Source organism: Streptomyces sp. NPDC058758 (assembly GCF_042746075.1).
Lineage (GTDB): Bacteria > Actinomycetota > Actinomycetes > Streptomycetales > Streptomycetaceae > Streptomyces.
The window spans coordinates 185909-198575 of the sequence record NZ_JBHYPS010000010.1 but is presented as its reverse complement, the minus strand read 5'-3'; the positions used below and the strand labels follow the sequence as shown (position 1 = coordinate 198575).

Genomic DNA, 12667 nt, shown 5'->3' with positions numbered 1-12667 from the left:
CAAGCTGCCGCATCGTGAGGTTCGTGCGGTAGTACACGGCCACCAGCAGCACCCGGTCCGGCAGCGGCAGACACCATGGCCGGCCACCACCGGGTGCGTTCCCGCCTCGTTCGCGCACCGCCTTCACCAGCTTCGCGAACCGATCCATCCGCAAGCCCGTGAACGTCTCCACCCACACCGACTCAGCCCGCAGCACCCCGCCCATACAGGGAAAATGCCCAGAACTGAGCCTTCTGCAACACCCTTTAGGGGCCTTGTCGTCCCAGCCGGAGCCGCTGACGGCGGCGGTGCCGCCGGCGCCCCGGTAGAGGCAGAGCGACGGCGGCTCGCGGCTCCCGTGGTCGGCGGTCGCCGGCAGGGCGGACAGGACGGAGCAGAGGAGGGCGAGGGCTCCCACGACGAGGGAGCCTCGCAGAGCGTCGCTCTTCACGGGCGGTGCGCCTGTCAGGAGACGCCGACGCGCGGGACCGTTTCCTCGATCGCGGTCCGGGATCGTCCGGCCGGCGGGTCAGCGCCTGGAGATGCGCACCACCCCGGTCTCGGTGCCCTGGTAGAGGGTGCCGTCGGGGGCCGCCGTCCCCCGCATCTGGAGCGGGTTGTAGATCAGCCCGATGCCCAGGTAGGAGCTGTTGAGCTGGGCGCCGGTGGCCGGGTCGAGGACGGAGTGGTGGTACTGGGCGAAGGTGTTGAGGCCGGCGCTGCCGGTCGGCCCGGTCACGGAGACGGTGTAGATCTTCCCGTCGGCCAGGGAGAGCCGGGGCAGCGCGGCGGACTTCACCGTGCTGTTCCACACCACCGAGCAGCCCGTCCCGTCGGCGTCGACGTCGACGCGGCTGAGACCGCCGTCGAAGTTCGCGGAGGAGGGTTGGCTCGCCGGAGCGCCCTCGGGCAGCGCCGGGTACGGGTAGCCGTAGGTGTTGGTGACGAAGACGCTGCGGCCGGAGGCGATGACGGCGTCCTCGGTGCCGCTGCGGGCGTACTGGGTGAGCACGGGGATCCGGCAGATCGGCTCCGGGCCGCCGGCCACCCGGTAGACAAGCAGGTTCCCGTGCGGGTCGGCGTTGTCGACGATGGTGACGTACTCCGTGCCGTTCTGCGGTCCGAAGAAGCTCGGGGTGGTGCCCGTGCCCCAGCTGAGCTGGCCGGGCTTGCGGGCCGGGCCCCGGTCGTAGGGGGCCCGCCACTCCACGACCGGGGTGCCGTCGGGACCGGCCGACAGGAGGTAGAGGGCGTGGTCGGTGGCGACGGCGGTGCGGCCGGGGACGGTGGAGATGCTGTTCTGGACGCCTTCGCCGGTGGCGATGGTGCGCACCGCCCCGGTGCCGGTGTCGACGGTCCCGATCACGCCGCCGCTGGTCGCGAACCAGACCCTGCCGTCCCAGTCGGGGGTCAGGCCGACGATGTCGTCCCCCGCGGGGACGGCGTCGCCGAGGGGGGTGGACTGGTCGACGCGCAGTTCCCAGCCGGAGTCGGTACGGCGGTGGCCGATGCGCAGCAGGTTGTCGTTCCCGTCGACGACGACCAGCCGGTCGGCGTGGTCCAGGTAGGTGTAGACGCCTCCGAAGAGGCTGCCCTTCGGCAGGGCCAGCGAGGCGAGATCGGCTCCGGTGGCGGGGTCGAGCAGATGGACGGTCGGCGTCTGCCCGAAGATCGTGGTGCACAGGGCGAGCGGGTAGCCGTCGCTGCCCACGACCACGGTGGGGCAGGCCGAGGCGAGCGCGGTACGGGAGGAGGCGACGGCGCCCGTCCCCGGCCCCGGGTAGGGCGTGGTGCCGCTGGAGGCGCTGTCGCCGTGCATGGTCGCGGCGCCGTTGGCCGCCGTGGCCGGGTTCCGCGGGGCCTGCGGGCCGTACGGGGACACCGGGTCGGCGGCCGAGGCGGGAGCGCCGAGACCGGTGGCGCCGAGGGCCACGGCGAGGGACAGGGCGAGCACGGTGAGGCGCCCGCCCGCGGGCAGGGAGAACGGCATCGGGGGTCCTCGGGACTGGAGGGGAAGGGCACCGCCGCGGGCGCGACGGCACGGGTGGGTCCGGGAGCGGCTGCGGAGCGCGGCGGTGCGGGTGGAACCGGAGCGGCCGTGGAGCGCGGCGGTGCGGGCGCGTGCGGCCGGTGGGCCGGGTCCGGTGGTGCGGGGCCGGTGGTGCGGGCTCGGGCCGGTGGTGCGGGTCCAGTGGCTCGGGCCGGTGGGCCGGGTCCGGTGGTGCGGTCCGGGCTTCTGTTCCGTGTGGGGGTGGCCCCCGGAACGGCTCTGACCGGGACGCTAGCCGTCGCCCGCGCGCCGCGGACCCCTTCGCCGCCGCCCGCCACGGCTTGTTCACGCTGTTCACGTTTCCGCAGCACGCGCGCAACACGGGAGGCACGGGTGACGCCGGGCCGGGCCGAGGAGATGCCCGGCCCCCGGCGAGGCGGGCGCGGGTGTCGTTCCGGGACGGCTGAGGCGGAGGCGGGCCCGGCCTAGGGTGGGGCCGTGCTCCTCCACGTGAACGTCGCTTTCGGGGTGCTCCTGGCCGTCCTTCTCGGCCTCGCGGCGACAGTGGTCGCGGTCGCCCGGCTCGCCCCCGCCCGCGACACCCTCTTCGCCGGAGCCCGCGCGACCGTACAACTCGTCGCCGTCTCCCTCCTGATCGGCTGGGTCGTCCGGGCGCTCCCGCTCCTGCTCTGTTTCCTCCTCCTGATGTACGCGGTGGCCGTCCGCACGGCCGGCCGGCGCGTCGTCCCGGCCCCCGGCCGCTCCTGGCCCTGGGTGGGCCTCCCCATCGCGGCGGGCGTCCTCCCGGTCCTCGCCGCCCTCCTCCTCACCGGAGTGCTGCCGCCCCGGGGCATCGCCCTCGTCCCGATCGCCGGCATCCTCATCGGCGGCGCGCTCACCGCCACCGTGCTGGCCGGACGCCGCGCCCTCGACGAACTCGCCACGCGGCACGGCGAGGTGGAGGCCGCGCTCGCCCTCGGGCTGACGGACCGCGACGCGCGCATGGAGGTGGCCCGCCCGGCCGCCGCCGACGCGCTGCTCCCCGGCCTGGACCAGACGCGCACGGTGGGGCTGGTCACCCTGCCCGGCGCCTTCGTCGGCATGCTGCTCGGCGGCGCCTCGCCCCTTCAGGCGGGCGCGGTGCAGCTGTTCGTCCTCGTCGCGCTCCTCCTCGTACAGGCCGTCGCCACCGCCCTCACCCTGGAGCTCGTCGCGCGCGGCCGGGTGCGCCGGGCGGCCGGGACGGGGTGACCCGGTCGAAGACGGCGGAGGGCCGGGGCGCACGAGGCGCCCCAGGCGGGGCCGTGATCGCGAACCCGAGGGCCGAGCGCGCCAGGGGCCCGTCCGAGCGCGATTGGCAGCGCGCCCCCGGCCCGCGCGCTCCCCGTGAACGCGCGAGCCGTCACGGGGGCAGGGGAACGCGGGGAGGGCGGGACGTGTCAGCCCCGGGCGGGGCGGGTACTCGCGGTGCTGCCGGCGATCGTCGCGAGTCCGGGAGGCGGCATTCAGGATTCGGTGGACAGGATCGCGCGACCTTGGGGCGGCCGTACGCCGTACGACCGCCACCGCCCGTGGCCCGCCCGCGTGGACACCTACCTGGCGGACGGGATCGCGCCGGAGGCGGTGGACCGGTGGGTACAGGCCGCCTCGATCCTGCATTCCGACGGCGACGCCATGGACATCGCGGTCAAGGGCGGCCGCATCGTCGGCGTACGGGGAAGGGCCGTCGACCGGGTCAACCACGGCCGCCTCGGCCCCAAGGACCTCTTCGGCTGGCAGGCCAACGCCGCGAAGGACCGGCTGACGCGCCCCCTGGTCCGTGAGGACGGGCGGCTCGTGGAGACGGACTGGGGCACCGCGATGGACCGGATCGTCTCCCGCTCCCGACAGCTGCTGGAGGAGCGCGGGCCGGGATCGATCGGCTTCTACACCTCCGGGCAGCTCTTCCTGGAGGAGTACTACACCCTCGCGGTGCTCGCCCGGGCCGGCATCGGCACCCCCCACCTGGACGGCAACACGCGGCTGTGCACCTCGACGGCGGCCGAGGCGCTGAAGGAGTTTTTCGGCTGCGACGGGCAGCCGGGAAGCTACGACGACATCGACCACGCGGACGTCATCGCCCTGTTCGGACACAACCTCGCCGAGACCCAGCCGGTCCAGTGGATGCGGATCCTGGACCGGCTGGAGGGCGCCGACCCGCCCCGGCTGGTGTGCGTGGACCCCCGCCCGACCCCGGTGGCGCGCAGGGCCTCGGTCCATCTCGCTCCGCGCGCGGGGACGAACGTCGCCCTGCTGAACGCCCTCCTACACGAGATCGTCCGCACCGGCCGCACCGACACCGCGTACATCGAGGCCCGCACCGTCGGCTTCGACGAGCTGAAGGCCCGCCTCGCCTCCTGCACACCGCGGTGGGCCGCGGACATCTGCGACGTGCCGGCCGCCCGCATCGAGGAAGCCGCGGAGGTCCTGGGGACGGCGGACCGGCTCCTGTCCACCGTGCTGCAGGGCGTGTACCAGTCCCACCAGGCGACCGCGGCGGCCGTACAGGTCAACAACCTGCACCTCATCCGCGGCATGCTGGGCCGGCCCGGCGCGGGGGTCCTCCAGATGAACGGGCAGCCCACCGCCCAGAACACCCGCGAGTGCGGCGCCGACGGCGACCTGCCGGGCTTCCGCAACTGGCAGAACGACGAGCACGTCGCCGACCTGGCCCGGGTGTGGAACGTCGACCCGGGGACCATCCCGCACTACGGCCCTCCCACGCACGCGATGCAGATGTTCCGCTACGCCGAGCAGGGCTCGCTGCGCATGCTGTGGATCAGCGGCACCAACCCGGCCGTCTCCCTGCCCGAACTCTCCCGCATCCGCTCGATCCTCGCCCGGGACCGCCTCTTCGTCGTCGCCCAGGACCTGTTCCCGACCGAGACCGCCCAGCTCGCCGACGTCGTCCTGCCCGCGGCGACCTGGGGCGAGAAGACCGGCACCTTCACCAACGCCGACCGGACCGTCCACCTCTCCGACAAGGCCGTCGAACCCCCGGGCGAGGCACGGCCCGACCTCGACATCTTCCTCGACTACGCCCGGCGCATGGACTTCCGCGACAAGGACGGCGCCCCGCTGGTCACCTGGCACGATCCGGAGTCCGCCTTCGAGGCGTGGAAACGCTGCAGCGCGGGCCGGCCGTGCGACTACACGGGCCTGAGCCACGCCCGACTGCGCGGCGGCAGCGGCGTCCAGTGGCCCTGCCACGACCGGGCCCCCGAAGGCACCCCGCGCCTGTACGGGGCGGGCATCACCTGGGCGCACCCGGACGCGTGCGAGTCCTACGGGAAGGACCTCGTCACCGGGGCGAGCGTCGAAGCCGTGGAGTACCGCTCGCTGAACCCCGACGGCAAGGCCGTCCTGAAGGCGGCCGAGTACCTGCCGCCCCACGAGGAGCCCGGCGACGCGTACCCCTTCCAGCTCACCACCGGCCGCACGCTGTACCACTTCCACACCCGGACGAAGACCGGCCGGGCGCCCCAGCTGAACGCCGCCGCCCCGGACGTGTGGGTCGAGGCGTCCGCAGGGGACGCCCGCTCCCTCGACGCGCACGAGGGGGACCTCATGGAGGTGGCGACCCCCAGGGGACTCCTCCACGCCCGGCTCAGGATCACCGACATACGGCCGGGGCTGCTCTTCGTCCCGTTCCACTACGGCTACTGGGACACCCCGGCGGGGCACGCCCCCGACGCCACCACCCCGGGCCGCGCCGCGAACGAGACCACCGTCACCGACTGGGACCCGGTCTCGAAGCAGCCGCTGTTCAAGACCGCCGCGGCCGCCCTGCGGCTCCTCGAACGCGCCCACGGCGAGACGTCCGCCGCGCCCACGACCACCGCCTCCGCCCCCCACCGTCCCGAGGACGCCCCCGCCACCGAAGGAGGCCCGGCGGCCCGGGTGACCGAGACGGCCGGCCCGGACCGGAGCGACGGCGAAGGGAGCGACGGATGAACGGCACCGAACTCGTCCTGCGCGCGATCCACCACGGCGAACAGGACCTCGCGGAGGAGCTCCTCGCGGTGGCCGAGCGCCACTCGGCCGAACACGAGGTCCACCACGTGGCCACCGACCTCGCGGCCTGGTCGCGCGAGCACGTGGAGCGCGTGGCGCGGACGGCCCGGCACCACGGCTTTGACCTCGCCGCACCGCACCGGAGCGGCTCCGCCCCGGGGTTCCTCACCACGCTCGGGGAGAAGGCCGCCGAGGCCGTGGGGCGCCGCCCGGAGCCCGGCCCGCTGCTCCTGCGCGACCTGCGCGATCTGCATCTGCGGGCCACGGAGAACTCCCTGTACTGGGAGATGCTCGCCCAGGTCGCCCAGGCGACCCGCGACGACGGGGCCCTCGCCCTCGCCTCGGCCTGTCACCCCAGGACCCTGCGGCAGATCCGCTGGACCAACACCATGATCAAGAACCTCTCGCCCCAGCTCCTTTCGAGTCCGTGAGCAGGCCGGCCGCGCCGGGGACGGCGCCCGTCATCCCGGCCACCTCCACTCGGTGATCTCGGCGGGGTCCACCCCGGTGCGGCGCAGTTCGCGCCGGAGCTCGTCGCGGTGGCGCGCGTAGCGGTCGGCGAGCCGCCGGACGGAGCCGGAGGGCCGGTCCAGGTGGCGCAGGAGCGTGCGGGCGAGGTCGTGGCGGGTGGTCCCGTTGAGGGCGAGGAGGTCGTACGGGGTGGTGGTCGTGCCCTCTTCGACGTAGCCGCGGACGTGGAAGCGGTCGGGACGGGGGCGGCCGTGCAGGAGCTGGTGCACGGCCGAGGGGTAGCCGTGGAAGTCGACGACCACCGGGGTGTCCTCGCCGAACAGGTCGTGGAAGCGCTCCGGCGACATGCCGTGGGGGTGGCGGTCCGGCGGGGCGAGGGCGCACAGGTCGACGATGTTGACGAAGCGGACGCGGGCGTCGGGAAGGTCGCGCCGCAGCAGGTCGGCGGCGGCCAGCGACTCCACGGTGGGGATGCCGCCGGCGCAGGCCAGGACGGCCTCGGCGGGCCCGCCGTCCGCGGTGCCGGCCCACTCCCACGCGGAAGCGCCCGCCCGGCAGTGCTCGCGGGCGGCGTCGAGACCGAGCCACTGGGCGGCGTCGTGCTTGCCGGCGACGACGGCGTTGACCTTCCCGGTCTCGTCGAGCAGGCGCTCCATCGTGACCAGCAGGGTGTTGGCGTCGGGAGGCAGGTAGACGCCGGTGACGGTGGACTTGCGGTCGAGCAGGTTGCTGATGAACCCGGGGCCCTGGTGGCTGTAGCCGTTGTGCTCCTGGCGCCATCCCTCGCTGGTGAGGAGGTGGGTGAGGCTGCTGACCGGCTCCCGCCAGGGAACCTCCCGGGACATCTTCAGCCACTTCGCGTACTGGTTGACCATGCCGTCGACGATCGAGGCGAAGGCCTCGTAGGTGGGGAAGAGGCCGTGGCGGCCGGAGAGCAGGTACCCCTGGAGCCATCCCTGGCAGTTGTGCTCGGACAGCGTCTCCATCACCCGGCCGTCCCGGGCCAGGTCCTCGGCGTACTCCTCGACCGGCCAGACGTACGCGCGGCCGCTGGCCGCCAGGACCGCGTCGAGCTTGTTGGACGCCAGCTCGTCGGGGGAGACGATCCGGAAGTCGCGCCGCCCGGCCGTCGCCTCCATCAGCTCCGCCAGCCAGCCGCCCAGGACCCGGGTGGGGCTCGCCGTCGCGGACCCCGGACCCCCGGCGAGCGCGACGGCGTGGGCGTCGAGCGACGGGAGCGGGAGCGGCCGGCGCAGCCGTCCTCCGTTCGCGGCGGGCTGGGCGCCGATCAGGGCGTCCGGCCGCGGCAGCCCGGCGAGGACTTCCGGAACCGGCCGCCCCTCCTCGTCGAACAGTTCCCGGGGCCGGTACGAGAGGAGCCAGGACTCCAGGGCCTCCCGCTGCGTCCGGTCCTCGCGGGCGCGGGGGAGGGGGACCTGATGGGCGTGGAAGGTGCCCTCGAGGGGCGTGCCCCCGACCTCGGCCGGCGCACCGGCCCCCTTGGGGCTGCGCAGCACGATCATCGGCCAGGCGGGATGCACGGGGAGGTCGCCGGCGCGGGCCCCGCGCTGGAGCTCCCGGATGGCGTCGTGGGCGTCGAGCACGGCGGCGGTGAGGGCGGCTCCGGGCGCGGGCCCGGTCTCGTCCACGAGGCGCGGGTCCCAGCCGTAGCCGCGGAACAGGTCGGTGAGCTCCGCGTCCGTCATCGTCGCGAAGAGCGTCGGCGAGGAGATCTTGTAACCGTTCAGGTGGAGCACGGGCAGGACCGCTCCGCAGGTCACCGGATCGAGGAACTTGGTGGAGTGCCAGGCGCCCGCGGTGGGGCCCGTCTCCGCCTCCCCGTCTCCCACCACGCACGCCACGATCCGGTCGGGGGCGTCCAGCGCGGCCCCCACCGCCGTCGAGAGGGCGTAGCCGAGCTCCCCGCCCTCGTGCAGGGTGCCGGGCACCGCGGGGGAGAGGTGGCTGGGGAAGCCGTCGGGGGCGCAGTAGCGGCGCGCCAGCTCCCGCAGTCCGGCTTCCGTCCTGGCCAGCGCGGGATCGTGGCGCTCGTGGGTGCCCTCCAGCCACAGGTTGGCGTGGACGGCGGGCGCGCCGTGGCCGGGGCCGGTGACCAGCAGGACGTCGGCGCCGCGCCGGCGGACCAGGGTGTTGAGGGCCGAGTGGACCAGGGTGATGCCGGGGCAGGAGCCCCAGTGGCCCAGCAGCCTCGGCTTCACGTGTTCGGGCCGCAGGGCTTCGGTGAGCAGGACGTTGTCCTGGAGGAAGATCAGGGCCGCGGCGACGTAGTCGGCCGCTCGGATGTAGGGGCCGGGCCCTTCGGGCCGGGGCTGCGCGGGCGGGGTCACGGCACCTCCGGGGGACTGGGGAGAGGCTTCGTGGGGGCGCCTGCCCCGCCCGGCACCGCTCAATCGGGGGGCGTACGGGCGCGCCGGACGCTACCGCTGCGCGGCGGGGCGGGGACCGAGCCGGCGCAGCCGCTCCGCCGCCGCGGTGAGCGAGCGGGGGCGCGGCGCGGGGCTCCACGGGTCGTCCTCCAGGAGCGCGTCCGCGTCGGCGAGGGTCCAGCGGCGCGCCCCGAGGTCCGGATCCTCCAGGTCGTCCCAGGCGAGGGGGGCCGCGACGGGGGCGCCGGGCCGGGAGCGGACCGCGTACGGCGCGACGGCGGTCTGCCCGTACCCGTTGCGCTGGATGTCGAGGTACAGCCGGTCGCCCCGGTCCTTCTTGCGGACCTCGGTGGTGAGCCGGTCCGGGTGACGGTCGGCGAGCACGCCGGCGAGGTCGGCGGCGAAGGCGCGCACCCCGTCGAAGGGCAGGCTCCGGTCGAGCGGGACGACGACGTGCAGTCCGCGCGAGCCGGTGGTCATCGGCAGGGCCGGCAGTCCCACCTCGTCCAGCAGCTCGTGGAGGCGGTGCGCGGCCTCCCGCACGCGGCCGAAGTCGTCGTCCGGCGGGTCGAGGTCGAAGACCAGCCGGTCCGGGTGGTCGGGGCGGTCGGCCCGGGACAGCCACCGGTGCAGGGTGACGCAGCCCTGGTCGGCGAGCAGGACGAGGGTGGCCGCGTCCTCGCACAGCACGTACGTGACGGTGCCGCCCTCCTTCGGCAGCTCGACGCGGTGGACCCAGTCCGGGAAGTGGCCGGGCACGTCCTTCTGCATGAAGCCCCGGCCGCCGATCCCGCCCGGATGGCGCTCCAGCATGAGGGGGCGTCCCCGCAGGTGCGGCAGCATCCGCGGGGCGACGGCGCGGTAGTAGGCGGCGAGATCGGCCTTGGTGATGCCGTCGTCCGGGAAGAGCACCTTCTCCGGACGGCTGACGGGCACCGTGCGCCGGCCCGCCCGGACCTTGTACGTGGCGGTCATGGATCCTCTTTCCCGGTACGGGGCCGCGTGCCGGCGGCGTGGGAGGGGCTGTGGGGGCGTGTTCCCGGGCCGCCGGCATCCATGCGCGCCGAGGGGCCGCGGCGGTGGGCCCGGCCCCTCGGCCCGCGGTCAGCCGCAGGCGCTCCCGTCGAGCGCGAAGGCCGTGGGGGAGGGGGCCGAGCCGGTGTGGGTCCCCTGGATTCCGAAGCTCACGGCCGCGCCGGGGGCGATCGTCCGGTTCCAGTCGGCGGGACGGGCACGGACGGAGGTGCCGCTCTGGGTGACGGTGGCGTTCCACGCGCTCGTGACGCGCTGGCCGTCCGGCTGGCTCCAGGCCAGCTGCCATCCGTCCACGGCCGTCGCACCGGTGTTCCGGACGGTGACGTCCGCGGTGAAGCCGGTGCTCCAGACGTTGCTCACCGCGTAGGTCACCGCGCAGGCGGCGGCGGGCGGTTCGCCGCCGGTGGAGGTCCGTTCGGCGGCGTAGGCGGCGAGCCAGGCCAGCGGGGCGTTCCAGTTGACCGCCACCTCGTTGGTCGAGTACGAGTCGATGTGGTCGACGTAGCAGGCGGCGGGGGCGCAGCCGCGCAGCCTCTCCTGGGCCACCGGGTCCTGGAGCCCGCTGTTGGGACCGCCCGCGAGCGAGCCGGCCGGCGGGTGGGGCAGCGAGGCGTCCAGCTGGTGCGCCCAGAAGCGGTGGTGCTGGTTCTGCGCGGACGCCTCGCCGTGGCCGGTGACGTAGGAGATGCCGAGGGCGTTGCGGCCCAGCAGGTAGTCCATGGTCTCCAGGGCGCCGGCGCGGTAGCGCGCGTCGCCGGTCAGCTCCCCGGCGACGGCCATGACGATCGCGTCGTTGGCGACCTCGCCGTTCGAGCCCCAGAAGTAGCCGTCCGCGGGGACGGGCACGGCGTACCCCTGGGCGGCCATCCGGGAGAGGTAGCCGTCGGCCGCGGCGGTCACCGAGGAGCGGATCCGGGCCGTGTCGGCGGCGGGCAGCCCGTGGGGGACGGTGGCCAGGACGAGGCGGCCGAGCGCGGCGGTGTCCGCCCAGCCGAAGCCGTACGGGCCGAGGGCGTCGGCGGAGGTGTGCCAGGGCGAGGAGGTGACCGCGTCCCGGTAGGCGCTCTCGCCGGTGGCCGCGTACAGCTCGGCGGCGGCCCAGTAGAACTCGTCGGTGACCCGCGTGTCGCCGTACGCCCCGCCGCCCGTGCTGTCGGAGTCCGGGGCGTACAGGGCCGGGTTGGCCTTCGCGGCGCTCCAGGCCTTGCGGGCGGCCGACAGACAGCGGTCGGCGTAGGCGGAGTCGTACGGCCGGAAGACCCGGGCGCACTGCGCGGCGGCCGCCGCGAGGTTGAGGGTGGCCGCCGTGGAGGGGCGGTGCAGTTCGCGCGGCTGGGCGTCCTGTTCGGGACGCGTCGGCATGCCGGTCCAGGCCGCGTCGTGGATCTTGTGGAACGCCATGCCTGCGTACGGCTTGCCGTCGGGCACCTGCATCCGCATGAGGAAGTCGAGCTCCCACCGCGCCTCGTCGAGGACGTCGGGCATGCCGTTGCCCCGTTCGGGGACGCGAAGGGTGGAGTCGCCCAGCGCCGCCTCCCCGCCCGTCCGCGCGGCCCGCTCGAAGGAGTTGACGAGCAGCCAGACGGAGAGGCCGCCGTTGACCACGTACTTGCCGTGGTCCCCGGCGTCGTACCAGCCGCCCCTGACGTCCCGGGTGTAGTCGCACACGCCGGCCTGGCAGGGGACGGAGGTGTCGCCCTTGTTGGGCGCGACGCCGAGGTGTCCGGCCGGGCGGGCGTAGGCGGGACCCACCAGGGAGGCGTCGATCGCGATGCCGCTGCGCTGGTGGTGGAAGAACGCCATCGAGTCGGAGCGCAGCGTGTCGTAGAGGTTCGCGCGGATGTCGAAGGGGACGCTGCTGCTGCCGTCCACGGTCAGGACGTATCCGTCGCCCGTCTGCCGGTGCGAGGAGAAGTCCGCCACCTGGACGGACTGGCCGGAGGGGGCGTCCGCGCCGCGCGGGACGGTGGAGCCGGAGGCGACCACCGTCCCGGACGCGTTCCGCAGCTGCCAGCCGAGCGCCTGCGTCGCCGTGGTGACGACGGTGGCGCGCTTCGGTCCGTCGGGCAGGTAGCCGACCTGGTTGACGCGTACGGCCGTGGTCGCCGCCGCGGCGGCCGGGCTCGCGGCGGCCGGAGCGGTCGCGAGCCCGCCGAGGAGGAGCGCGCCCGCGAGGAGCACGGCGGAGAGGCGCGGGGAGCGGCCGGATAACGGGGACGGGGTGGGGGGCATGTGCGGCTCCTACGGGGTGTCGTGGGGCGTCGGAGGGAGAAGCCGGAGGCGGCGCGAGCCGGTGGAGAGCTCGGCGCCTCTCGGACGGGCGGGTGCTCGTTCTGTGCGCGGCCCGCCCCCTGCACGGCAGGCGGTGCCGGGGCGCGGTCATGGGAGCGCTCCCAAACGGTGCCGGACCGAGCGGAGGTCGATGGGCCGGGGATCCGGAGCGGACGTTAGTGACGCCCGCCGCCGGCGTCAACGGTCCCGACCGCGACGAGGGGCGCCGGTGCCGGCGGCCGGGCGGGCGGGTCCGCCGCCGGCACTCCGGAGTGCGCTGTGCCCCGGAGTGCGCTGTGCCTCGAAGTGCGACGCGCCCTGGAGCGTGATGCGCCTCGGACCGCGACGTGCCCCGAAGCGCCACGCACCCCGGAGTCGCCGTCCGCCGGTGCGGCATGGCCGTCGCCGCGAACGCGCTCTCGGGCCTTTGGGCCTTGGGGTCTTCGGGTCCCGAGGTCTTCGGGTCTCGGGGTCTTCGGGC

Annotated in this window: 8 protein-coding genes; 3 read left to right on the top strand and 5 right to left on the bottom strand. The window is 75.0% G+C overall.

Going from position 1 to position 12667, the window contains the following annotated elements:
• Together ACFW6A_RS15845 and ACFW6A_RS15840 are read right to left on the bottom strand one after the other, a co-directional pair.
• Positions 1 to 148, bottom strand: a 148-nt coding sequence (locus tag ACFW6A_RS15845) for a transposase family protein (RefSeq protein ID WP_386641086.1), incomplete at its 3' end; no start/stop codon positions are given.
• A 360-nt stretch (positions 149 to 508) separates the two neighbouring features.
• On the bottom strand, positions 509 to 1969 hold the full coding sequence (locus ACFW6A_RS15840) for a hypothetical protein (protein WP_351845614.1): 1461 nt from the start codon (positions 1967 to 1969) through the stop codon (positions 509 to 511).
• A gap of 498 nt (positions 1970 to 2467) precedes the next feature.
• On the opposite strand from ACFW6A_RS15840, the gene ACFW6A_RS15835 reads away from it, so the two are divergent.
• The 3 genes from ACFW6A_RS15835 (at position 2468) to ACFW6A_RS15825 (ending at position 6453) form a co-directional block, all read left to right on the top strand.
• Positions 2468 to 3220 carry an ABC transporter permease gene (locus ACFW6A_RS15835; protein ID WP_351845612.1) on the top strand — a complete coding sequence of 251 codons (753 nt, stop codon included), beginning with the start codon at positions 2468 to 2470 and terminating at the stop codon, positions 3218 to 3220.
• A 252-nt stretch (positions 3221 to 3472) separates the two neighbouring features.
• Positions 3473 to 5962, top strand: a complete 2490-nt coding sequence (locus ACFW6A_RS15830; RefSeq protein ID WP_386641083.1) for a molybdopterin oxidoreductase family protein — start codon at positions 3473 to 3475, stop codon at positions 5960 to 5962.
• On the top strand, positions 5959 to 6453 hold the full coding sequence (locus tag ACFW6A_RS15825) for a hypothetical protein (protein ID WP_386641068.1): 495 nt from the start codon (positions 5959 to 5961) through the stop codon (positions 6451 to 6453). Before ACFW6A_RS15830 ends, ACFW6A_RS15825 begins: the two co-directional genes overlap by 4 nt.
• Before the next feature lie 30 nt (positions 6454 to 6483).
• Here ACFW6A_RS15825 and ACFW6A_RS15820 read toward each other — a convergent pair whose 3' ends face one another.
• The 3 genes from ACFW6A_RS15820 to ACFW6A_RS15810 form a co-directional block, all read right to left on the bottom strand.
• A complete protein-coding gene (locus ACFW6A_RS15820; RefSeq protein WP_386641065.1) occupies positions 6484 to 8841 on the bottom strand; it encodes a phosphoketolase family protein in 2358 nt (785 codons plus the stop codon).
• Between the two features lie 90 nt (positions 8842 to 8931).
• Positions 8932 to 9855 (bottom strand): non-homologous end-joining DNA ligase, encoded by a 924-nt coding sequence (ligD, locus tag ACFW6A_RS15815; protein ID WP_386484289.1) that lies wholly within the window; start codon positions 9853 to 9855, stop codon positions 8932 to 8934.
• Positions 9856 to 9984: 129 nt separating this feature from the next.
• Positions 9985 to 12147: a glycoside hydrolase family 9 protein gene (locus ACFW6A_RS15810; protein ID WP_351845602.1), complete on the bottom strand. Its 2163-nt coding sequence runs from the start codon at positions 12145 to 12147 to the stop codon at positions 9985 to 9987.
• Positions 12148 to 12667 lie beyond the last annotated feature (520 nt).

Excerpts from the sequence above, each read along its gene's own strand:
- ACFW6A_RS15810 (WP_351845602.1), bottom strand. The coding sequence starts at position 12,147 with ATGCCCCCCACCCCGTCCCCGTTATCCGGCCGCTCCCCGCGCCTCTCC.
- ligD (WP_386484289.1), bottom strand. The coding sequence starts at position 9,855 with ATGACCGCCACGTACAAGGTCCGGGCGGGCCGGCGCACGGTGCCCGTC.
- ACFW6A_RS15825 (WP_386641068.1), top strand. The coding sequence starts at position 5,959 with ATGAACGGCACCGAACTCGTCCTGCGCGCGATCCACCACGGCGAACAG.
- ACFW6A_RS15840 (WP_351845614.1), bottom strand. The coding sequence starts at position 1,969 with ATGCCGTTCTCCCTGCCCGCGGGCGGGCGCCTCACCGTGCTCGCCCTG.